Here is a 24,332-nt window from a genome sequence, read left to right on the forward strand (position 1 = left end):
AGTGGAAACTTCGTCAATCGGCAAATATAATTTTAATGCAGCGTTTGAGCAATGATTACGCGAGTTGCGTGTGATACCTGCTTAGTTAAAAATGAAGTACGATGTGGTAGGAGGGTTACGCTTTCGCGAAAGCGAGATAATAAAAAAAAATATTGTTATGAAAAATCACTCCTCTTCTGAAAAATCTTCTTTAGCAATAAGAGGAATCGCCGGCTTACGTAGGGTTTTGCGATTTGCAATACTGCGTTCCAGAGATAATAACATGCTGGGAAGTAGAAGCAGATTGGCCAGCATGGCAAACAATAGGGTTGCACTCACAAGAGCTCCCAGAGCGACCGTACCGCCAAAACTGGAGATCGTAAAGGTCGAGAACCCAAAAAATAAAACGATACTCGTATAAAACATGCTCACTCCTGTCTCACGCAGCGCACCGTATACAGATCGTTTGATCTTCCATTTATTGGCAATGAGTTCCTGACGGTATTTTGCGAGGAAATGAATCGTGTCATCCACAGAAATCCCGAAGGCTATAGAAAATACCAAAATAGTCGATGGCTTGATGGCAACTCCTAGATAACCCATCAGTCCAGCGGTGATGATCAGGGGTAATAAGTTGGGAACTAGCGATACAAATATCATGCGCATACTCTTGAACATCCACGCTATAAATAGAGCGATGAGTATCACGGCGAGTCCCAGCGATAAAACCAGATTGTTGATCAGATAATTTGTTCCTTTTTGGAACATTAAAGCTTTACCAGTGAGAATCGTATCATAATCTTCAGGAGGGAAAATCTTATCGATCTCGGCAACCAGATCTTCTTCAACACGTTTCATACGATCAGTTCCCATATCTTTCATGAACGTGGTGATACGGGCATACTGACCTGTACTGTCCACATAACTCTGCATCATGGCAACATCGCCGCCACTTTCTTTGAGTAAGGGAGCCATAAATAGGCGTTCATTACTCGTGGGCAAATCATAAAAATCAGTATCGCCGCCGTAGAATGCTTGTTTGGCATATTTAACCATGGAGACGATGGAAAGCGGTTTGGAAAGCTCGGGCGTTTCAAGTATGTGTTCCTCGAGTTTGTTGAGTTTTTTGAGGTTTTTGGATTTTGACACACCTTCTTTTCTGCGCGTGTTGACCACGATTTCCAAAGGCATGATGCCGTCGAAGCTTTCTTCAAAAAACTTGATATCCTTAAAGAACTGTAGACTCTTGGGCATGTCCTCAATCATACTCCCAGAAACCTTGATCTGATACATGCCTACCATGCTCACCATAAGAACGACCACGCTCGATATATATATGGCGATGCGATGACGTCTGACCATACTTTCCGTCCAGGCTACAAAACCACCGATCCACTCTTTTCTCAAATGCTCGAGGTGACGATCTTTAGGAACAGGTAGGTAACTGTAGATAATAGGAATAATCAGCAAACTGATTAAAAAAATACTCACGATGCATATCGAAGCAACAATACCAAACTCTTTAAGAAGCGTACTCTCCGTAAAAATGAAGGTTGCAAAACCACTCGCCGTGGTCAGGTTAGTCATCAAGGTTGCGTTACCCACTTTTGTAATGACTCTTTGCAGCGATTTGGCTTGATTACCGTGATTTTTTATTTCCTGCTGGTACTTATTGATTAAGAAAATGCAGTTGGGAATACCTATCACGATAATGAGCGGCGGTATAAGTGCCGTTAAAACGGTGATCTGATAACCTAGGAAGCCTAGAATCCCAAAAGCCCACATCACGCCTATGATAACCGTAACGATAGAAATAAAAGTGGCTCGCCAGGATCTAAAAAAGAAAAAGAAAATCCCGGAAGTGATCAACAGCGCAGCGAGAAGAAAATAACTGATCTCATCAACAATGTTTTTTGCATTGAGCGTGCGTATGTATGGCATGCCCGATATCTTGATGTCAAGATCATATTTTTCAGAAAATTCATCAACAAGCGGTTGAAATTCCTGAAGGATGAACTCCTTACGAGTAACTGTGTTTACAATATCTTTTTTAAGATATACCGCGGTTCTAATAACACTGTCACGCTTAGAATAAATCAGATTTTCATAAAACGGCAGCTCGTTGTATAGCTTATTCTTGAAAGCTTTGAGCTCTTTATTTGAACTCAAGTCGCTTTCTAAAACCTCCTTCACCACAAAGCGATCATTATCCTCTGATTTTTTTAGGTCGGGTAGATTACCGGTAGATAAGACAAAATCAACTTCAGAAAAGTTTTCCAGACTGTCTCCCAACTTATTCCAAGCATTGAACTGCTGGTAGGTCCGTAGAGACTCATCAGGTAAACCAAGTATAATCAAATTTCCCTCCTCGCCGAAGCGGTCTAGAAACTCATTGTATTCCTCATTGATAGGGTGATCGTCTGGGAGTAAGTTGGCCTCAGTATGAGTAAACTTGATGTGTCTCCATTGAAATGCAAGAAATACGGTCAGAATAATGAGAACGCCCAGTATAACCTCGCGATTGCGCAAAATTGTACGTGCGACACCATTCCAAAACCTAAAACTCAGTAACTTTTGCATAAAATCTTGCGGGCTGCAAAGTTATCAATAAAAAAGGGTTCGGCAGGTTTTGTAAGAATTTAGAGTTCTAGATAGAACGTAAATTTCAGGGCTAAGTTATCGGCAAATTTTGGGAGGTTGTAAGCGCCATATCGGTAACTGGCGCTGAGCCCAAAACCAAAGATCAGTTTATTGATTTCTAATCCGCTTTCAAAATATCCATGTTCCAGTGTATCAAAATCGACATTCAAATGTTCTTGAGGATCGTCCAGATCGCCTATGGCAAATTTGGAGGTGAGCACGACTTCTGGTTTTAAAAACGAGGCAATATCTAGAGCGGGTAGCTTATGTCGCACCTGGGCAATCGCAATACGATCAGAGAAAAACTCATTAAAGTACATGGTCTCAAAACTGCGTCTTCCCGCTACGGAAAATCGTTGTAGGATCTCGTCTTTTGTAGGCGAGTTGGGGTATGCGTGGAACAAATGGGTGAGCGGGACCTGACCGCTGGCAAAATGACCCTCAACGAGAATTTCAGTCACGTGATCGTTACCACTATCCAATACATAACCTACTTTTCCAGATAGTTTGAGGTAGTCAAAATCTGAACCTACAACATTTGAGACTCCTTTAGTTATCTGTCCGCTGAGTACTGGATACCCTTTCTTAATACTTTGAAATCCTCTAGGCGTCCTCATGAAATCTTCGCGTGGACTCCATCTTACACCCAGTTTCGCTTCTGTAAGGACGTAGTTGTCAAATGCTCGATCGTCTGGTTGAAACTGGTAGGCAGTGGTTTGCTGTATACGCTTTCGCGAAAGCGAGACCTCTCCAAGAATATTTGCCATGGGGCGCTGCTGTACGCTAACTCCATAGTCGGTGAAAAGATAGAATGTGGGAATGTTGATCAATCGCGGTTCAAACAAGGAATAAACTCTTGCATCAGTAAGAAAAGCCTCTGCTGCAAACTCGTTAATATCTTCTTGTCTGTAGATACTTAACCAGGTGTTTCTTTCTTCATCAAGTCTATATCCAGCGCTAATCTTGTGTTTGAAAGCCCGGTCCTTAGTCCCATAGGCAACATAGCCGCCCAGTCGCCATTGCTCGCTGAATTTCTCATTTGTGGTACCGCCCACACCTAATCTGAAAGCTTCGTAATCATTATACTTCACCAAGTATTTCAGATCAAAGTCAAAGAATCCAACCGGATAATAACCTACTTTAAACTTGTCCAGTGTCTCCAGTTTCCTAGTTACGCGAGTTGCCGTGATCACACTATCCAGTTGCATGAATTGGGCGAGATCATCGTTAGAGAACGAATTTGTATCCCTAAACTGATTCCAGTAGGTCAACTCTTTTTGCGAGGCGCTTTCTAGAACCTCGATACGAGCTCCGTCAAAATCATAGGGTGCTGTGGTCTCCTTTTGATGATTGCTGTTGTAGGTGCGCATGATGACATAGAGATCATCGCTGGGTGCTGCGATCATTTTGGACTTTTCTTGTCCCACCTCGAGTCGCGCTCCGAAAAGCTCCAGCTCCTTGACTGTTTTCTCTTTTTTGATAAAGAGTTCTTGCTTCGTGGTGATCCAGGCTTCCAGCTCTTCATCCAGACGTAACTCGTGTACCGCGCTGATATTTAACGCGCCAAAATTTGTGTAATGCGCTCTGGCAACAGCTTTTGTTTGCTTATCAAAATAGAACTCTCCTCTGAGAAGATTGGGCGCATTTTCCTGCTCGTGATCTACACTGATCTTGATAGAAGGTCTACCGTTGATTATAGTGTCTTTCTCAATTTGATAGTTATACGTTTTAAGGCCTTTCTCACTCAGCGGATTGACATAGGTCTGATCGAGAATTACATAATCCTTGTCATAGATGTCCTGACTCTGGAATTCAATGGTGTAAATGGGGTAGACCGGCTGCTTGAAGCCACTCATATTAATTCCCGTGATGACCTCGCGCTCTCTTTCCTTTGGATCGTTAAAAAAAATGGAGGTTTTTTCTGAATAGAAAACTCCAGTCTGTTTCAAGGTTTTTCTGAGTTCCGTTTTTTTATAACCTGGTCCGGTTAGAGCTTCTGGGTCACCGGTGATTTTCAGATTTTGGTAGGAGCTGTACTGATACCCTGTATATTTAACCTGCGGGTCATTATTGATTCTTTGGTTAATGGACTGCTCTACCCAGTCCTTTCCAGAAATAGGTTCTTGGGCAAAAATGTTTGAGCCAAGACTTATTAAAATAAAAAAGAGAAAAATTCTCAACACAAATAAATTCTGTATCAAAAGTAAATAAGGGTTGAGGTCATAAAAATTGTGTTAAGATAAGATTATGAGCAGAGCTTTATACAAAAAAAAGCTGTTCCAAAATAATTTGAAACAGCTCGGAATAATTTGAGAACGAATTTTAAACCGTCATAATTTCTTTCTCCTTAACAGCGATCATCTCATCTATAGTTTTGATATGTTGATCTGTGAGTTCCTGGATGTCAACTTCCACATTTTTTTGCAGATCTTCAGAGATGTCCAGCTTTTTGAGTTCGTTCATAGCCACCTTACGATCGTTACGTACACCTATTTTTGCTTCTTCACCTTCTGCACGCGCTTGTTTAGAAAGATCACGTCTGCGTTCCTCTGTAAGTGGAGGGACATTTATGATTACACTCTCTCCATTATTCATGGGATTCAAGCCTAGGTTTGCGATCATGATTCCTTTTTCGATTTCAGGGATCATTTGTTTTTCCCAGGGTTGAACACTTATCGTGCGACCGTCAGGTGTATTGACATTTGCAACTTGGCTTAATGGAGTCTGGCTTCCATAATAATCTACCATCACGCCGCCTAACATTGCAGGACTTGCTTTTCCTGCACGTATATTGAGTAGAGACTTTTCAAGGTGCTTGATCGCCTTTCCCATGTCTTCTTTTGCGCTATCTACTATAAAATCTACTTCTTCGCTCATAACCTTTTACTTACTTAAGAGAAACAAATATATTATTGTTCGTGAACTTATTGAACCGTAGTCCCTATGTTTTCACCTTTAAGCAACTTCAATAAATTGCCTTGAGTGTTCATGTCAAACACGATAATAGGCAACTCGTTTTCCTGACTCAAAGTGAATGCTGTAGTGTCCATAACTTTCAAACCTTTCTTCAACACATCTTCAAAGGTGATGTGGTCAAATTTAGTAGCACTCGTATCCTTTTCTGGGTCAGCGGTGTAGATTCCGTCTACACGAGTCCCTTTAAGAATAACATCTGCCTCAATTTCAATAGCTCTCAAAACTGCAGCACTATCTGTTGTGAAATAAGGATTTCCAGTTCCACCACCAAAAATCACCACACGACCCTTTTCAAGATGACGTATTGCCCTTCTTCTTATAAAAGGCTCAGCCACCTCGTTGATTTTAATAGCAGTTTGTAATCGAGTTTGTACATCAGCATCTTCAAGGGCGCTTTGAAGGGCTAGACCATTAATTACGGTAGCCAGCATTCCCATGTGGTCTCCCTGCACTCGATCCATACCATTGCTAGCACCAGCGACTCCTCTGAAAATATTCCCACCGCCTATTACGATGGCAACTTGAATTCCTAGTTCAGTTACTTTCTTGATTTCTTCAGCATATTCAGCAAGACGAACTGGGTCGATTCCATATTGTCTGGTGCCCATAAGAGCCTCACCTGATAGTTTGAGAAGGATGCGATTGTATTTCATGTGTGGAGTTGAGTTTTGCAAATATAATAGTCTGGGAGGTGATGAGTCATTGAGTTTGTGAGTTTGTGAGTTTGTGAGTTGCTGAGCTTAGGAGCAAGAAGACAAATTACATTTATAGAGTCCTGTTGCGCTTACCTATCTTTGCAGGTTCCTAAAATTTTCATCATGTTTCAGCTAGGAAAAACCATCGTTTCTGATGATCTTATAGAGAAAGACTTTGTATGCAATCTCAATGCTTGTAAAGGGATTTGTTGCGTTGCGGGCGAGGCTGGAGCTCCTTTGGAACATGCTGAATTGGAAATTCTAGATCAGGAACATGAGAACATTAAGCCATACCTGCGCCCAGAAGGGATTGCCGCACTACAAGAGCAAGGCAACTGGATCGAGCGAGAAAACGGCGAGCTGGAAACCACTTTAGTAAATAATAAAGAGTGCGCTTATACCATTTTTAAAGATGATGGCACCGCGATGTGTGGTATTGAAGCAGCATATCGTGATGGTGCCACCGGTTTCTACAAACCGATTTCTTGCCATTTATATCCGGTCAGGATTCAAGAATACACTGATTTTAAAGCCGTGAATTACCACAAATGGCAAATTTGCGATGATGCTTGTGCGCTGGGTGAAGAATTGAGCGTGCCGGTCTATAAATTTGTCAAGGAGGCTTTGATCAGAAAATTTGGTCCAGAATGGTATAATGAGCTGGAGGAGATTGCTCAGGATTTTTCGTAGCTGACATCTCAGCTATCCGTGTAGGCATGTTTTCGCTGGACTGGATCTGAAAAAGCATCACGAACACCCTTTTTCCGCTACAGCGGACATTTCCACTTCGACTCCGCTCAGCGCAACGCCTCAAGGGAAACTCTCTAAAAGCGTTCTGCAGAAGTTAAACTTAAGATTTTGCTTTTTAGAAACATGTCATGAAAAATACTTGGTATGTTAGATACTTGTATTTTTATCACGCTTTCGCGAAAGCGTAAACAAAAAAACCGCTGACTTAAAATCAACGGTTTCAATTAACTGATTTCAGAATCTTAAGCCTCGCAGCTCGCACATTCTTTTTTCTGCTTGAATTTTTGGGCAGCGTTCATGCTGTGCTGGTAATACAAGGATTTTAAACCAAGTTCCCACGCGGTCATGTGGATTTTATTGATGTCCTTCACCGGCATATCTGGATGTACGATAATGTTTACCGATTGTCCCTGATCGATGTGGTTCTGCCTATTTGCCGCCTGATAGATGATATCCAACTGATCCAGCTCGCTGTAGGTCTTGAACACATCTTTTTCGTCCTGAGTCAAGAAATCAAGATGCTGCACAGAACCATCATGATCTCTGATGTCTCTCCAGACTTCCTTAGTATTCATGCCTTTTTCGGTCAGCAGTTCCTCTAGGTAAGGATTCTTGATCGTGGTCTTGATCTTGGCGATGTCTTTGACATAAATGTTTGACCAGATCGGCTCAATTCCTTGAGAAACCTGTCCCAAAATAAACGCCGAAGAAGTTGTAGGCGCAACCGCATTTAAAGTTGCATTGCGTCGACCGTAACCTTTCAAAGTTTCTGGCTCTCCAAATTTCTCTGCTAGTTCTGCACTTGCTTTGTACGAGCGCACCTTGATCTCCTTGAAAATCTCGCTGTTCAGATCATAAGCTTCTTTACTATTGAAAGCATAACGCTTAGACTGTAGGAGTGAGTGCCATCCCAAAGCTCCCAAACCTAAAGCACGGTTGTCTTTGGCAAAATTATAAGCACGCTCCATAAACAAGAACGTCTGGCGGTCCTCACGGCTTGGGCTGTCTCGGTAAACTTCCAGCTTTTCAATAAACTCCGTAATGATCGCATCGAGGAAGTAGATCATGGTCTCAACTGCATCAGTATCCTTCCACTTGTCGTAGTGAAGTAGGTTCACGCTGGAAAGTACACAAACGAAAGACCACTGATCATTGCTCGGCAACATGATTTCAGTACACAGGTTGCTCGCGTAGATCGGTAGGTTTTTATCCTTGAATACCTCTGGGCGACCGTTGTTAGCATTGTCTGTGAAGAAGATGTACGGGTAGCCCATCTCACCACGACTTTGCAATACTCTTGCCCAAATCTTACGTTTCTCCGTATCACCCGCCTTCATTTCTTCCAGCCATTTGCTAGTTACGGTAACACCGTGTGTTAGGTTTTGGATAGGATTTCCTTCCGTTCCTATTTCTAGAAATTCCTTGATGTCTGGATGCTCGATAGACAAATAAGGGGAGAATCTACCGCGACGCACAGACCCTTGACTCACAACGTCTACCATGCTTTCAAACAACTGCATGATGTGAACCGCTCCACTTGCTTCGCCGTTATTTTTAACAGGTGCTCCACGGTGTCTTATCTTACCGAAATACCCAGAAGTACCACCACCTAGCTTAGACATCATTCCTACCTCAGACTGAGTGTAGAGAATGTTCCCCATATCATCATCTACATGAGAGCCGAAACAGCTGATAGGCAAGCCTCTTTCTTTACCGAAATTAGACCAGACCGGAGACGCTAGAGAATAGAATCCACGACCCATATAATCGTAGAACTTATCGGCATATCCGTCTATTCCTAAGATTTGCTCCGCACGCTCAGCAATCTCTCTGATGCGCGATTCTGCCGATACCCCATCAGTCAGATAGCCAGCACCCAAAAACTTGCGGCTGTTTTCATTCAACCATGCAAAGGGTTTATCAGCATTGTGCTGTGCGATGGTTTCTTTTCTCGCTTGCTGCAGTTTTTCAGCTGCAGTGAGTTCTTTTTGTACTTGAATTTCTTGTTGTATAGCTTTCATAGGGGTAGTATCTTAAAATAGATCGTCTTCAGTAACACTTTTTGTCTTCTTGGAATAGTTCACACTGCGCTTCACAAAGAAGTCTCCATGTTTTGTGCCGATGATCTCATCGTCAAACCATTCTGTCTCGTTCAGTTGACTTTCATCTACCTCAAAAATGGGCGTACTGCCTATACTGGTAAGCGATCTATTAAATCTGTTTTTGATAAATTCTTTCACGACTTGCTTAGGTAGGAATTCTAGTTCTCCATTTTCAAAGATCCAGTCGATGATATCGTTCTCTGCATCATAAGCATCGCGACACATTTGCTGGATGGCTGCATCATACTCAGCAGTGAACCATTCTGGATGCTCGGTTTGAAGGATTTTGATGATATCGATGCCAAAGTCGCCGTGAATCTGTTCTTCTTTTGATGTTGCCTCAACCACATTTGAAACGCCTTTAAGCATGTTCTTGTGCTTGTTAAAAGCCATAATGATCAAGAACTGACTGAAAAGCGACACATGCTCGATGAAAATTGAGAACAAAAGAATCGATTCTGCATACTCTTTGTCACTATCGCTTTTTGCTCTTCTCAAAGCGCTTTCTAGATACTGAACGCGCTTCATGATTACAGGTTTCTTCTTAAGCGTCTTGAATTCTTTGTTGAGACCTAAAATTTCCAAAAGATGCGAGTAGGCATCGGCATGGCGTACTTCACTCTCCGCAAATGTTGCTCCCACGGCACCTATCTCCGGCTTGGGCATGCGGTGGTAGATGTCTCCCCAAAAAGACTTCACCGCCACCTCGATCTGTGAGATCGCCAGCATGGTGTTTTTAATCGCACTGCGTTCCGTATCGTCCAGTCTTGTTTTGAAATCTTGGATGTCACTAGTAAAATTATATTCTGTATGGATCCAGTAACTGTGTCTTATGGCAGGAACGTATTCATAAAGCTGTGGATATTCATAAGGCTTCAACGTGATACGCTTCTCAAAAATATCAGTCTTGCGCTCTAGAGCACGCTCGTTTCTATAAAGTATGTAAGCTTTTGCTGCTTCATGAAATTCTGTAGCCATGAGCTGCGTCTCTACGATATCTTGAACCTGTTCTACGGTAGGAATATAATCATTGTCAAGCTCCTTGCGACCCATCAAGGTTTTATAGACTTCAAGGGCGACATTTTGGGCATCATTCTCGGCTCCGTTATGGGTGGCCTGCATAGCTTTCAAAATAGCCTGGGTTATCTTGCTGAGGTCAAATTCTTTAAGGGTGAAATCGCGCTTTCTGATGTGTGTTACGTCCATGACAAGATGATTTTTGGGTTTTAGGTAGAGGTAAAGTTCCCCAAAAATGAAACACTTAATAAAACGGATGGATTCTTCTTTTCAAAAGTTTATCAACAAGCTTGGTGATAACTTCAACGATCTTAAAATCAGATATATAATAACCTGTTTAAACTTTTTTAATAGCTTGTTGATAATTGAAAAATACGCCCAAATAGCCTAGGCTAAGCGTAGAATAATTAAGTAAATTCCTACTTCGATTTTTACCGAAGAATTTAGATTAGCATAACATTGGTTTTTGTGAATAACTCCATTTCTCAGTTTGAAAAAATCTGATTTTGGATTCTAGCTGATCCATTTTTTCGATTCAAAAAGCTTCGATGTCTAGCGAGTTTTCAGAGGTGTGAAAAGTGTAGGTGATCTCGCTTTCGCGAAAGCGAGAACTTTTAAAAACCCACTGATGTCAATAAGCTTAATACCAAAGGTTTAAGATTTTTTTCTATTTTTAATGCTCGAACCAACGCATCCCATCGCATGTCCTACCCATTTTATAGGATTTTGTTTCTGTTCATCGCCGGAATCATTGCTGCCCGATTTAATGTAATACAATTTGAATTTGCGCAAATTTCAATAGGCATCTTTCTATTAATCATTCTGATCTCCAGATTTTTGAAGCCCTTGTGGGTGAAAAAGTATGTTTATGGTGGGTCGGTGCTGGCCTTCTTCTTTGGGCTAGGCAGTTTTTTGTCTTATCGTGCACAGCAGCTGCCTGAGCATCATTTCACAAATCAAGATGTGATAGGAGAGGAGCACCTGATCAAATTCAAACTTACTGATCGCTTGACACCCAATGAATTCAATTCTAGATTTTATGCCGATGTTAAAGAAATCAATGGCAAGCTTTCTACGGGCCGCATTTTAGTCCTTTTCAAAAGAGCCGATTCAGTTTCTTACAATGTAGGTCAAGAATTGCTCGTTTATGATGATATTAATGATGCTAGTGATGCACGCAATCCTGGAGATTTCAACTATAAAGAATATCTCGCCAGCATCGATGTTTACGGGCAACTTTATGTGGATTTACCCAATGTTTTTGAAGTCGTAAACTCCACTTCTGAAAACTTAGGTTTCTTAGACCGTTTGAGGGAAAATATTCTCAATGAATTAGCTCAATCTGGGTTACATCTTGAGCCTAGATCCATGATTGAAGCCTTAGTGTTAGGACAACGTCAAAACATTGATCCAGAAATCACCAAAAGCTTTAGAGATGCTGGAGTGATCCATATTTTGGCTCTGAGCGGATTGCACGTGGGAATCATATTGTTGATTTTGCGATGGCTTACTAGACCCGTATTACGATTGAAAAACGGGAACTGGATCCAGAGTGGGATTGTAGTATTTCTGCTATGGTGTTTTGCAATGATGACTGGGTTGTCGCCCTCGATTTTTAGAGCCGTGACCATGTTCTCCTTTGTGGCGGTAGGAATGAATATTAACAGAAAAGCATCTGTATTTCATTCACTTACCTTGTCCGCTTTTGTTCTTCTGTTTGTCGATACTCGCTTGCTTTTTCAAGTTGGTTTCCAGCTCAGTTATATGGCCGTTTATTCCATCGTTTTGTTTCAGCCTATACTGGCGCGCGTGTGGCCCTGGCGCAATAAAATCAAAGATTTCTTCTGGAACATTCTTACGGTTACGCTGGCTGCTCAAATAGGTGTGGCTCCTTTGAGCGTTTTCTATTTTCATCAGTTACCAGGATTGTTCTTAGTGGGAAACATGGTTTTGCTGCCTTCTTTACCGTTTATAATCGGTGCGGCGCTTTTACTGATTGTTTTGTTGCTGGTAAATGCTCCGTCGTCATGGTTAGTTTCAGCTTTAAATAATGCTCTTGAATGGATCATCAGCTTCGTAGGGAATATCAGTTCTTATGATACTTTTATTTTCAAAGATCTTTATGTAGAACTGTATGAGCTCATCTTGTTATACATAATCATTATTGGGATTGCACTTTATTTGAGACCCTATGTAAAAAGATCCCGCCGACAAATCATCACCTGGATGCGGCCGAACTGGATGTTGCATGTTTCTCTTACTGCTTTGGTTGTTTTAATAACTATAGGAATAATTATAGATACGACCTACAATGAAAACAAAGTGCTGCTTTTACATCAAGCGCGTGGAAGTGCCATAAGTTTGAGTAACAATGAGCACGCACATCTGCTCGTCGATCTGTCAAAAATGGACAGTTTACGCGCGCAAACCAGTCTTGAGCGATTAATTAATATTTCTCCGCATCGTGATAGGCAGCTGGACACGCTTCATCTTAAAAACGAATTCAGCTTTAAGGAAGTCTATTTGATACGGATCGATTCTACCGGTGTTTGGCATGCTGCACCTAAAAACCAATTGGTATTACTTTCCCACTCGCCCAAAATCAATCTGGAACGATTGATTGAAGAGCTCAAGCCCAAAGCCATCATCAGCGACGGTTCTAATTATAGGAGTAGCGTGGAACAATGGAAAGCTACTTGTGATGAGAATGGCGTACCTTTTTTTAATACTTATGAGGAAGGGGCGATTGATTTGCGGGCGTTGGCAGCAACTAGCCTTGTACTTCCTCAACATCAGCCATGACGCCGTTTTCGTCAAAAATTTTATCCTTGTTGCATTTTAAAAAGTGGTCGCAGTAGAGGCAAATGTTTTTGAGCTCATCGTTTTTAGCTTTTGCTTCTTCTTCACTCACGCCCAGTTCCAGTCCCATTTTTAGTGGCTCGCCATCGTTGAGCATTTTGAAGACAAAATTCTTGCTGGCACGATTGAGTACCTCGCTTACTTTTTGTTTTCTCGCATCACCCATCGGGAAGTGGGTTCCCGGGCAGCAGGGATTGATGCGCCAGAGCTGAATGCTTATTTCATTTGGGATGTCATCATAACCGCCTAAAAAATTACGCGCACCACTTAAAATCGTACAGAAGTTGTGATCGGGATCTTTCATCCAGATGTCGTGTTTCATCGCTTTGCCACGCGCCCAGTTACCTCCCAGCCACATTTCTTCACTCGCGCCCCAGTAGCCCCAGCTCAGCGAATTTTCGGCAAGATAATGTTCCCCTTCAATCAAGGGGTCTTTTTCAGTTCCCACCACGCCACAGCTCTCAAAAATATCGGCGAGTTCCATTAGGCGGCTACCCGCTTTTTTGTGATAACGATCTATGCTGGCGATGTCAAAACGACTGACTCCCTTATCGATAAGGGTTTGTAGTTTTTCCTCGTTGAGTAAATCACCATTGGTTTGGATCATAACTTGAGTAGCGTCTTGGTACTTTTCTTGGATCTTGTCCAGAATCGCATGCAACAATTTAATATCTGCCAGCGGTTCACCACCACTCAAAATAATCCGATCAATGCGATCTGGCATATTATCAATGATCGCCATGCAGTCGTCATGCGATATGCGCTTCCCAAAAGGGCTGCTGTCATTATAGCAATGGTCACAGTCATCGTTACACAATTGGGTAAATACCCAGTAAAGGGACTGTAAGTGGTTAAAATCTTTCTTCATGTTTTCTTGCATTTAGCAAAATAATGCTAATCGTAATATTCGATTTCACGTGTCCAAGTGGCGAAGTGTTCACCATTGACCCACTTCACTCTTTTGATCCAGTTTCCCTTGTGGTCAATTTCTTCGTCAAACCTCAAATCGTAATTTTTTTCCTTCCCATTTAAATCTATTGAGTGGTAACTCAATGATTGCAGGTGATTTTTTTTATAGGAGTAAGTTATATTGGTCTCTGAACAGGGTTTCTTCAATATAGCTGAACCCCAGCAATGTTTAAAATAACTTCTTAGCAAATTATCTTTGCCATCATATTCATAAGTCTCGAGATCTGTAATTACGGAGTCTTTGTTTTTAGTCATTTTAGAAATCAATCGACCATTTTTATAAGCATAGGACACAATTCGACTACTTATAATATTATTCAGACCACGTGGTATAGAATTATATATTTCCTTTACCAGATCTCCTTCAGAATTGTATTCTAAGACTTTTGACAGCATATCTCTTTTTGGATTTAATAGTATCAAACTGTCCATGTTGACATACTCTTTTATTTTAAATGGGAAATAAGATGCGATCTTTTTTCCATTTTGATATAAATCATGATGAACTAAGAGACTGTCCCCTTTCTGATAGCTTTTTCCCTTCGCAACCCGATTGCCATTATCGTCATACCAGAAAAAGGATTTTTCTTCCATGTCATTCTCGAATGAGTTTGTTTTGAATTCAAATAGTAATTTTCCGTTAGGTAAGTGTGCTCGATCAACAACCTCAAAATTCAAATCCTCGTATTTGGTTTTTTCGTAAGTGACATTTTTGTTCTGGTCATAAGAGTACATCGTATAAGATTTGGTATAGTCATTATGTATTGAACCAAAGTATCCGTTATCGACTGTATTCTTTACAATTAAATCTCCTAGCTCGTTGTATTCATAGTTATACGCTATGACAATATTTTGATTCGCATAATAATATTCCTCTTTGTAGATCTTACCCTCATCATCATAAATCTTGAGTGAATTACGATATTCTGCTTTTGGCGTATTGAACCAAACCTGAAACGCATTCGGATTTATCCAGAACTCGCGTTCCCATGAACTCCTTAAATACCCACCTTCAACACTTGCATCCAAATAAATCTGTTGTTCTCCTTCCCTAAAATCCGTCACTTTTTCTCTGACAGATTTCACCTTGCCATTGATTTGATCGTTGACACTTTGACCAGAGCAGGTAATAGAAAGAATGATAATTACTAAGAATACTATTTTCGAACTGTTCATAATTAATATTTCCAGCAAGATGAAGAAACAGAAAGCCTAATTTTAGCAAAAATGAGTGAAACTATATTATTGATTAGTAAAATCTCGCTTTCGCGAAAGCGTCACCCTCATCAAGCCACATGACTTGCAACACCATAATTCTCACGAGGTACTTCAAATTTACCAGTAGGCCGCTCGCCACTCAGCCATTCAATTAGATTATCGACGTAATTGTCCAAATGCGTGATTTGCTGGACACCGTGTTCAACTATGGGATCCAAAGTGGTAGCCATTAAGGTACCGCCGTATTGGTGGGTTTGCCAGGTGATGATCTCGCCATCAGGTTTCAACTGAATGGCGGTGGCCTGCGATGGCATGCTCACATAGGAACCATGCGTGTGCCAGCAGCTGTGCCGCTGACTCAAGCCTTGATAAACCGGGTGGCTAAAATCAGTCTCACTCACCGGCGGATTCTCAGGATCTTCCACCCACCAGTAATTATTGACCGGGCGATCCTCCCATTTCCCATCGATCCAATCCATGGATGAATCACCTTCTACAAATACCTTTTTTCCATTCTTTAAAAATTGGTAGATCAAGTCCTTGCGTTTGGAGAGTTCTTTCTGATTTAATTGAAACGGGATGATCAGGGCTTCCAAACCTTCCAGCGATTGCTCGTCAAAATCAAAGATATAGATCAGCTTGATCAGATGCTTATATTTTGGGGCGGTAGCAAAGGTGTAGTGGCTCCACACTCCATTAAATATCATTCCTATTTTTTTCATTTTGACATATTTTATGTTGTGAGTGGTAATTCCTTTTCCTGCTTTTTAGAAGCGATGAGTTTTATGACGTTTTTGAACAATTTAGGAAGATCACTCATGGAGCTTTTGTCATCTGTGGTTTGCCCGGTGGCATCAGCGAGTGGGCCGCTGGCAGTCATGAAGATCAATCCATTTGTTGTGTGCTCGTCCAGTACGATGATGGGACGATTCCAGGTGTCTTCTACCACGATATCAGCTTCTGGAGCGGCGTCTATGTAGCCACAAGCCCACCAGCCACTTATGCCGTGCGAGTAGATAAAAGAGTTGATGTCCACATCTTCAAAAATTCCATAACGGTCATTTTTGATTTTGTATCGCACGTCAATGGTTTTCTTAGTGTTGTCCATGATCCATTGATTGCCGGGAATCCAGCGGGTAAACCAGCCGTCCACGCAAATCAAAGCTTTCCCCTGATCCAGAAAGCTCTTTATTTTATCCTTGATTTTAAATAAGGCAATGTGGTCGCTGCCGTTGGGAACGACCAGCACATCATAGAGATCCAAGTCCGGATCAAAATGAGCGTCAATGGTTAATATATCATAGTTAACCTCTTCAATTGAGTTGAACTGGTGGTGCAAACCTTCCAGGCCATTTGATATGACTGCTGCTTTGATCATAGGTTATGGATTAAATTGTTTCCAGAATTCGGCTTCCTGACGCACGCCGCTGGTCTCGTCGTTATAGAATTCTTCTTGGGATTTATATTTCTTAAACACGCCCTTCTCAATTTTCCCAATGTGGTCTCCCATAATGAGTGCTTCCTTGAGATCGTGGGTTATGAAAAGCGAAGTAAGCCTATATTTTGCTGATACGCGCTTGAACAATTGTTGCATTTGCGTGCGTGTTTCTGAGTCCAGAGCGCCAAAAGGTTCATCCAGCAACAAAACTTTTGGGTTGATCACAAGAGCTCGAGCAAAGGATACGCGTTGTCGCTGACCACCAGACAACTGGTGAGGCATTTTTTTTGCGTGTTCTGAAAGGCCTATTTCCTCCAGCATTTCAGCGACTTTAGCGGTGATTTGTCCCTTGGGCTGTTTACGTATGCGCAATCCAAAAGCGACATTTTCCTCGATGTTGAGGTGCGGGAACAGCAACGGCTCTTGGTAAAGGTAAACGATGTTGCGCTTGTTAGGAGGCGTGTCGTTCATACGCTTTCGCGAAAGCGTAATTTCCCCACTATCTTCTCGCTCCAGACCGGCCAAAATCTTGAGCAAAGTAGTTTTGCCACTACCAGATTTACCCAAAACACTCAACACTTCATGCTCGGCTAGCTGGAAAGTCACGTTGTCCAAAACCTTCTCCGTACCGAAGCTTTTTGTGATGTTCTGTATGTCTAGCAGTGCATCCAAGGTTCTTAAATTACGGTTTCTGTGGCAAAAATGTATTTCTTGTTCAGCCAAATCAATATCATGGGCGGTACGATAAGCAAGCAACTGGCGAGGGCTGCGTAAAAGATATTGGCCTCGTTGACATAACTGAAAACTTTTACCGTCAAGGTCTGCACGCTTCCCACACCGATCAAATTAGTCAACCCAAACTCAAACCATGAGATCAAAAACGTCTGAAAAAAACACAGTAATAAAGCATTTTTAGAAACCGGGATCAACACCTTTTTAAAAGTTTGCCAGCTACTACTGCCCAAAGTACGGGACAATTCTTCCATAGACTTGATCTTATGGTTCCAGAAATTGTTCAGTATGATCACCGCAAATGGATAAGCGATAAAAACCTGGGCGAGCAACACTCCGGCCACGCTTCCAGAAAGACTGGCGTAGATGAAGTAATATTGTAAGGTTGCCGCGAGTATCACGGGAGACAATACGTAAGGAATATAGGCAAGTAGCATCAATTTATTGCGATATTTACTTTGCGCCAGTTGCTTGCTGGTTACAAATGCCAGCGCCGTGGTAGCAGTAGCGACAATGATAGAGATAAGAAGCGAGAGCAGAAATGTTTGCCACAACTCACTATCTGATTGCTGTAAAAAACTCCAGTTTTCCAACGAAAGCGATTTTGGTAATACCACCGGATACGGCCAGTTGCGACCCAAACTCAACACCACCAGAAATCCAATCGGGAACACGATCGATAGCGCAAAAAGTATTTGTAGAACTTTTTTCATGAGCTGCTGCTGGAATTAAAAAAGGTGGGTCTAGTCTTGTAAACCAGGGCTATGATACTTGCGATGAGTAAAATATAAATCACCGCGATGGCATAAGCCTGAGGGATATCTGCCAGATTGAATTTCTGTAGCTTCTGAACGATAAACACAGACAGCATCGATGGATTCTGACGTCCTAGCAGCAGCGGAATCTCATAGGTTCCCATGATGAAAATCACAAAAAGCATGATGGTAAACGCGCTTTTTTTCAATAAAATAGGTACAATCACCTTAAAAATAACCTGAGAAGGCTTTGCGCCCAATGTTATTGCCAGAGCTTTTAATTCTGCGATACGTTCATTTTGATACAGATTGGAGTACAGAATGATAAAGAACGGTGTGATCAACAGGCACAAACTAAATATGATCGAGATTCCGAATTCATCATTTGTCCAATCTGGAAATTGCTCCAGACTATCTATCCAGCCCATTTTATAGACCACCCTGCTCATGAATCCACTTTTTGATAATAATTGGAAACTAAAAAACGCCATCACGATTGCTGGAAAAGCCAGCGGTAAATAGGTGATGTAGGACAGTGATCCCTTATTCAGTTGTTTTATCCAAGAGATCACGATCCACAGAGAGAAAAATAGGGAAATTAGCATCACTACTAGAGCAATATAAAGGCTAAATCCCAGCGATTTCCAAAACGTCGTAGTGATCAAAGTTTCCTCCCAATGAGTAGTAGTGAATCCCTCACTTAAAATTCCTGTCAACCCCAAACTATACATTAAAGCATACCCTAAACCTAGCAGTACAGGTACTGCCGCAATAAGAATAAAAATTGCTATGGATAGTTTTTTGATCACACTGTTTCTTTCACTGTAATTTTAACCGTTGATGATTTCTTTTCTAAAGTCCTCGGCAAGGCGTATCATATATTCTGGTGCGAGTTCTTGCAAGGCGTTTTTCTGTATCTCTGATCTTTTGGGAGCATATTTTCTTGCCGGTATATTTTGAAATTTTGTCTTGAAATCTCCCGGTAATTTATCTAAGTCCAGTACGGTGCCATCTCCCCAAACCTCAGGATTCTGTTTTTTGAGCTGTGCTTCTGGTGAGATCATAAAGTTGATGACCGCCATGGCCGCTGCCTTGTCCACCGCATTTTTTGCGATGCCCAGATAGTGGCTGTTTTGAATGGTGCCAAATTCAGGAACGTAGGCTCTCGCGCTTTCTGGAAATAAGCCTTCGTTGATTTTGTTATCCACCTCTGCATCGTTGTTGCTCATGGTCATCAATAATTCACCGCTAGCAAACAGCTGGTGCATTTGAGCGACATCTTCAGGAAAGGTCTCGCCTTTTTTCCATAAATAGGGCTTCAATTCTCTCAGATATGCCCACAGTGCTTTACTATACTTTCCATATTTTTTCTCATTAAAATCACCAGCTAGGGCCTGCTCCCCACCAGCAATATCAATGAGTAGAGCTTTCATAAAGGTCAAGCCGGTAAATTGATTATCAAATGTGAATTTGTTTGGGTTCGCTTTCGCGAAAGCGAGCAATTCCTCACGCGACTGCGGCAACTGATCAGTTTTCTCGCTATCATAAATCAGCGTCATTTGAACGTTTCCCCACGGCGCTTCCATACCTTCAATAGGTTCTTGAAAATCTTTTCCTATGAAGGGATTGTCGAGATCCACAAATTGAGAATTGGGCAATTGGTCCACAAAAGGTCCATGAAGGCCATTGATCTGTCTCAATTGATAAAAGGTCTCGCCATTGATCCACATCATATCTACGTTTCCATCCTTTCCGGCCTGCATCTCAGTCATCAATAGTTGTACGATGGTGTTTCCCTGCCCACTAGAGATCTCAAGGTCTATGTCATACTTCTCTTTAACAGCTGGAGCAACGTAGTTTTTCATGTAATCGTTGATCTTGGGATCTCCAGCCCACATCATCATGTTGACGGTTTTACCTAGCGCCTCAGTCTCGATTTGCTGCCAACTTGCGTTTTTGAGATCGAGCTGCTCGTTTTTGCTGTCGCTTTTACAAGCTGCGAGCGCTAGGATCGTGATTAATATTATTATTTTTTTCATTTTTTCTTTTTGTGGGGCGGATGCGATCCGCCCTTACTTTTCCTCATTCTACTTTGCACCGCTTTCGCGAAAGCGTACCCTAAAAAATCATTTTGTGCCCGGGTCTCGATACATCGCTCCTACCGTCGCGACACTCGACCTAACGATCATCTTATACTTCAACTTCAACTTGTGCTTAAACTTAAGCTTAGACTTAATCTTAAAACAAATACCTCACACCAAATTGAAACTGTCTAGGCGGTCCAGCATTTCTCTGGATAAACCTGCCGCTGGCTGCGCTCCCTGCTTGGATCTGGTTTGATTGAGTTGCATTGTTGCTGTAACCGCTCAGGTTCTCCACATTAAATACGTTGAAAACATCTGCTCTTAATTCTAGCCTTTGATCACCTCCCAAGGCAAATTGATGCTGAACTCCCAAATCAAAATTAACCGACCACGGAAGTCTGTCATTATTACGACCCTCGCCTGGATAACGATCACTATTCCCTACATAAGCATCTCCAAAGGCAGAACCATCACCGTTTAAATCTGTAGTAAAAGGAGTGCCGTTTGCGTCTACGTAAGTAAGATTTCCGCTGGCATCAGTTACAGGTGTGAAACCTAGTTCAATAGGTTCTGGGATACGATTAATAGGCTGACCGCTCTGCAACAAACTCGCAAAGGTTATTGTGGTTCCTTCAAAAGGGTAGTAATTGAAAATTCCATTAATATTATGACGACGGTCGTTGATGGAAGGACCAAATTCTGTCCCGTATCTGTTGCCGTCTTGGGCTCTAAAGTTGATATCTTCTGTGTCGTTTTCTAAACTAGCGAGTGTATAGTTGATGCGGTAGGAATAAGCATCTTTACCTCTGGTTTTCTGAAGGTTGAAACTTGCAGCGTAGTAACGTGATTTACCACCGCTTTCAGTCATAACGACATTACGAGCAACTCCTGTCCTGCGCACGCCATTTATGGTCGCACCTCCATTATCAATAGCGATAGGTCGGGTGGCATCAGCTTCTGCTGGCGTTCTGATGATGGGATTGTCAGGATCTACTTCATAGTCTGATGCTGCGTTGAGGTTTCTCAATCTCAAAAGATCTTCACCACGATTGTGGATTAAGTCTACAAAGAACAGTTTATCATTTCCTATCTGTGTTTGATAACCTATCGCAAACTGATGAGAATACGGATTGTCATACCCATTCGGATTCAAAATTCTGCGCTCGTTTGAAAAAACGCCCTCACGATCTGCTTGCAACGTGCTTGCACCAGGACCGTTGAGGTAGGGAACGCTTGCTACATTTGCAGTTAAGTTTCCGTTGAAAGTAACTTGATCAACATCGGTATCGGCTGGCAAGATGCCTTGGTCTACAAACTCTTGAATCTGTGCTTTATAATCTTCACTGGTTGTATTTTGTTGTAGCGCGTCGCTGTACACGGTATAAGGAATCTTACCATAGCTCATGGCATATCCACCTCTTAAAACGCTTTTTTCATCAAGCTTATAGTTCAGGTTGAACCTTGGAGCAATATTGTTAGTGTCACCATCATCACCACCACCTACAGAAAGATTGTCGTAGTCATAACGCAATCCCAAAGTAATATTCAACCGCTCGTTAACTGACCACAAGTCTTCAGCATAAACTGAATAAATGGATTGGTCACGACCAAATGAAGTCGGACGCAGTTCAATGGAGTAATTAGTAACCTCAACGTCGCTAGGAATATCATTAATGCTCAGGCTGCCTCCCAGGTTTTGGGCGGTAAGGGCATCGAGTTGTGCCTGTGTTAAGTCTACGGTGTAAGAGCCATTGGGAACCCCACCACCAAAAAGTTCATGATCACCTCTTATATAATTGAACCCTCCTTTAAGGCTGTGATTTTCCAGATAATACTTGAATTTTTGCTGAAACTGAACGGTATTTTCGATTTCGTCAAATACAAAGCCTGGATGTCCTAAAATCGCCAGCGTCTGATCCAGTGGTCCTCTAACCACTACTTGAGGGCTGCCAGGATTATTAGGCATGGCATAATCCCAGCGGAATCTAGAATACTGTAGATTGGTTTCAGCAAATAACCCGCCTATAGAATATGAGTTTTTCAAGGCGATATTAATGCTGTTGCGTTCTTGAGTGTCTCCCGCACTTGGGAACGTAGCACCACCATCCAGGCCGCCACCTTGACGCTCGATGCCTACAAAGCCCACGTTTGCGCGCAACGAGCTTCTAAAATTGTCGCTCCACAGTTGGTCTATTTTTGCCGAAAAATAATTGAAGTAGTTAGTCCCTTCAACTGTTTCTGCAACACCTAGCGCAGGTGAGGTCAGTAAATTATCTTTTACATCGGTGGTGTGTTCAAGATTGATGTAGTAGAAAGTTTTATCCTTGACAAGTGCTCCTCCTACACCTACACCGGCTTGGTAACGAGCAAATCCTTCTTTCACTTGGTTACCCGATAGGTCGCGCTGTGCAAACTGGCTGGTACCATCGATTGCTGGACCGGGACGAGTGATGAAAAAAGCTTCTCCAGTAGTCTCGTTAGTTCCTGATTTTGTGGTGACGTCGATAACCCCATTTTCTGTAAGTCCGTATTCTGCGCTGTAGTTATTGGTTAACACTGTAATGTCCTTCACAAAACCAGCTGGAATATTAAAACGCTGACCTCCCAAGAAACGCTCATTGTTATCCATCCCATCGATAGTGTAAGATGCAAAAAGCGGGTTGGCACCATTAATACTCACATTAGGTGCCTCGGGATAGAATCCGGTGGCTTGAGTCACGTTAGGTAAACGGTAAAGTACTCTGGTGATATCACGTGCCTCCACTGGGATTTCTTGAATTTCTTCAGCCTCCAGTTCAAAGGAAACCTCTGCATCGCGTCTATTGATACGCGCGTTTTGGGCAGCGTTTAGGACTACTGCATCTAGCGTATTATCATTTTTAGGTAATAGCGATAAAATAACTGATGGGTTCTCATTAGATCTGATGTCCAGCTTTTCACTTGCCGCCTCGTTATACTGATCGTTCCCAGCAAAGCGCACCACGTAGCCATTGATCGACGGTAGGTTTTTGAAAATGGTTTTTCCTTTCTCGTCTGTTTGTTGCTCGATACTCAGGTTACGAGAAGCATTTTCTAGGATAATGGTCGTGTTTCCTACGGTTTCTGTAGTTGTAAAATCGATTACGGTTACCGTAAGATCTTGTGAAAAAAGGCACGCGCCGCATAGCAACATGACCCAAAGGGTAATTTGTTTCATTTAATTTAAGTAAAAGGTTTGATTAAAGGCGCATATAGCGCTGAAATGACAATGGTTAAGCCGCTAGTGGTGAGCCTTTATTACCTAGAATTTTAAGAGGAGTTCTCTTTTTGAAATTTGAAAAACTGATAACCAAATCATTCTCGATGTGAATCAACGACTTGAACAAATCGATCGTGATTTTACAGTTGAGATTGCCTGAATCTAGAATCTTTTTGAAGTCCTCAAATGCATCAAGATCGTGCAGTTTCTCTAAATAGAAAATAGTATTCCGCTGTTGACTGAGTAATCTCACGAGTGCCCGAGCAACTCTTTCTGAATGCCAGGGAAGATTCTCAAAACTGTCAAGGTGGGAGTGGGGTTGTCTCGCTTTCGCGAAAGCGTACTTATCAATACCTAAAAGATAAAAACCACCATCATGCGACTTTCCCAAAACCACTTGACCTTCTGATATGCGCTGCGACGCCTGCAAAAGATGAGTAGCAGAGAGTGCGGGTGTGTCAGTCCCGATGGAAACGACCTTTTCATACCCTTGATCAAAAGCAGATTGCAAAGCATGATCGTAACGCTCCCCAAAAGTTGTTCCTTGTTGCAGGTCTCGAGTATGCAGAATGTAGGGCAATCCAGTTTGCTGAACCACCGAAACGGTTTTCTCGATCAGAAAATCAAATGCTGTTTTTGCAGCATCCAGGTTCTTACGCCTTGCGTCATTTTTTGCGTCATCGGCAAAAATGAGGACGACTGTATTATGAGATTTCTCGTTCAAAGGCATGTTGATGGTACGAACTTAAAGCATCTTTTTAAATAAACGAGAAAAAAGGAGTGACGGTTTTACTACCCAGAAGGTTTTACTATGAGAAATTAGGAATTGTGAAGGTGCAATAAATAATTGCATTGATTTTAAGAAGTATAGCGACTGGTT

18 protein-coding genes are annotated in these 24,332 nt (G+C 42.0%); 2 read left to right on the forward strand and 16 right to left on the reverse strand.

The features are described 5' to 3' along the window. Positions 1–165: 165 nt before the first annotated feature. From BST97_RS12720 to pyrH, 4 genes are all read right to left on the reverse strand, one after another. Positions 166–2,559 carry an efflux RND transporter permease subunit gene (locus BST97_RS12720; RefSeq protein WP_085767596.1) on the reverse strand — a complete coding sequence of 798 codons (2,394 nt, stop codon included), beginning with the start codon at positions 2,557–2,559 and terminating at the stop codon, positions 166–168. A gap of 59 nt (positions 2,560–2,618) precedes the next feature. Beyond that, on the reverse strand, positions 2,619–4,802 hold the full coding sequence (locus tag BST97_RS12725; RefSeq protein ID WP_407668577.1) for a DUF5686 family protein: 2,184 nt from the start codon (positions 4,800–4,802) through the stop codon (positions 2,619–2,621). A 139-nt stretch (positions 4,803–4,941) separates the two neighbouring features. Next, positions 4,942–5,496, reverse strand: a complete 555-nt coding sequence (gene frr / locus BST97_RS12730; protein WP_085767597.1) for a ribosome recycling factor — start codon at positions 5,494–5,496, stop codon at positions 4,942–4,944. A 47-nt stretch (positions 5,497–5,543) separates the two neighbouring features. Further along, positions 5,544–6,248 carry a UMP kinase gene (gene pyrH / locus BST97_RS12735; RefSeq protein ID WP_085767598.1) on the reverse strand — a complete coding sequence of 235 codons (705 nt, stop codon included), beginning with the start codon at positions 6,246–6,248 and terminating at the stop codon, positions 5,544–5,546. A 165-nt stretch (positions 6,249–6,413) separates the two neighbouring features. On the opposite strand from pyrH, the gene BST97_RS12740 reads away from it, so the two are divergent. Continuing rightward, complete coding sequence (locus BST97_RS12740) at positions 6,414–6,980, forward strand: DUF3109 family protein (protein WP_085767599.1); 567 nt, start codon at positions 6,414–6,416, stop codon at positions 6,978–6,980. Between the two features lie 302 nt (positions 6,981–7,282). Here the strand turns inward: BST97_RS12740 and BST97_RS12745 are convergent, their stop codons facing one another. Continuing rightward, the gene (locus BST97_RS12745; protein WP_085767600.1) at positions 7,283–9,061 is read right to left on the reverse strand and encodes a ribonucleoside-diphosphate reductase subunit alpha; all 1,779 of its coding nucleotides are present in this window, start codon (positions 9,059–9,061) and stop codon (positions 7,283–7,285) included. Between the two features lie 12 nt (positions 9,062–9,073). Beyond that, positions 9,074–10,348, reverse strand: a complete 1,275-nt coding sequence (locus BST97_RS12750) for a ribonucleotide-diphosphate reductase subunit beta (RefSeq protein WP_085767601.1) — start codon at positions 10,346–10,348, stop codon at positions 9,074–9,076. Positions 10,349–10,861: 513 nt separating this feature from the next. Between BST97_RS12750 and BST97_RS12755 the strand changes: the two genes are divergently transcribed. After that, positions 10,862–12,961: a ComEC/Rec2 family competence protein gene (locus tag BST97_RS12755; protein ID WP_085767602.1), complete on the forward strand. Its 2,100-nt coding sequence runs from the start codon at positions 10,862–10,864 to the stop codon at positions 12,959–12,961. On the opposite strand, the gene BST97_RS12760 is transcribed toward BST97_RS12755, so the two are convergent. The 10 genes from BST97_RS12760 to BST97_RS12805 all read right to left on the reverse strand — a co-directional run bounded on the left by BST97_RS12760 (position 12,930) and on the right by BST97_RS12805 (position 24,176). Next, complete coding sequence (locus tag BST97_RS12760; RefSeq protein WP_085768258.1) at positions 12,930–13,886, reverse strand: radical SAM protein; 957 nt, start codon at positions 13,884–13,886, stop codon at positions 12,930–12,932. The two genes, BST97_RS12755 and BST97_RS12760, sit on opposite strands and share 32 nt — an antisense overlap. Before the next feature lie 26 nt (positions 13,887–13,912). Beyond that, a complete protein-coding gene (locus tag BST97_RS12765) occupies positions 13,913–15,163 on the reverse strand; it encodes a hypothetical protein (RefSeq protein WP_085767603.1) in 1,251 nt (416 codons plus the stop codon). 110 nt (positions 15,164–15,273) lie between these two features. Further along, complete coding sequence (locus BST97_RS12770; RefSeq protein ID WP_085767604.1) at positions 15,274–15,927, reverse strand: hypothetical protein; 654 nt, start codon at positions 15,925–15,927, stop codon at positions 15,274–15,276. A gap of 11 nt (positions 15,928–15,938) precedes the next feature. Continuing rightward, positions 15,939–16,583: a hypothetical protein gene (locus BST97_RS12775; RefSeq protein ID WP_085767605.1), complete on the reverse strand. Its 645-nt coding sequence runs from the start codon at positions 16,581–16,583 to the stop codon at positions 15,939–15,941. A gap of 3 nt (positions 16,584–16,586) precedes the next feature. Continuing rightward, positions 16,587–17,315 (reverse strand): ABC transporter ATP-binding protein, encoded by a 729-nt coding sequence (locus tag BST97_RS12780; RefSeq protein ID WP_211277434.1) that lies wholly within the window; start codon positions 17,313–17,315, stop codon positions 16,587–16,589. Positions 17,316–17,320: 5 nt separating this feature from the next. Continuing rightward, positions 17,321–18,088, reverse strand: coding sequence for an ABC transporter permease (locus tag BST97_RS12785; RefSeq protein ID WP_085767606.1), 768 nt, complete (start codon positions 18,086–18,088; stop codon positions 17,321–17,323). Next, the gene (locus tag BST97_RS12790; protein ID WP_085767607.1) at positions 18,085–18,939 is read right to left on the reverse strand and encodes an ABC transporter permease subunit; all 855 of its coding nucleotides are present in this window, start codon (positions 18,937–18,939) and stop codon (positions 18,085–18,087) included. The genes BST97_RS12785 and BST97_RS12790 overlap by 4 nt, the downstream gene beginning before the upstream one ends. Positions 18,940–18,960: 21 nt before the next feature. After that, a complete protein-coding gene (locus BST97_RS12795) occupies positions 18,961–20,169 on the reverse strand; it encodes an ABC transporter substrate-binding protein (RefSeq protein WP_085767608.1) in 1,209 nt (402 codons plus the stop codon). Positions 20,170–20,368: 199 nt separating this feature from the next. Then, positions 20,369–23,410 (reverse strand): TonB-dependent receptor domain-containing protein, encoded by a 3,042-nt coding sequence (locus BST97_RS12800; protein ID WP_085767609.1) that lies wholly within the window; start codon positions 23,408–23,410, stop codon positions 20,369–20,371. A 55-nt stretch (positions 23,411–23,465) separates the two neighbouring features. Next, positions 23,466–24,176, reverse strand: coding sequence for a TIGR04282 family arsenosugar biosynthesis glycosyltransferase (locus BST97_RS12805; RefSeq protein WP_211277435.1), 711 nt, complete (start codon positions 24,174–24,176; stop codon positions 23,466–23,468). Positions 24,177–24,332: the final 156 nt, after the last annotated feature.

It is taken from the genome of Nonlabens spongiae, from assembly GCF_002117125.1.
Classification (GTDB): Bacteria; Bacteroidota; Bacteroidia; order Flavobacteriales; family Flavobacteriaceae; genus Nonlabens; species Nonlabens spongiae.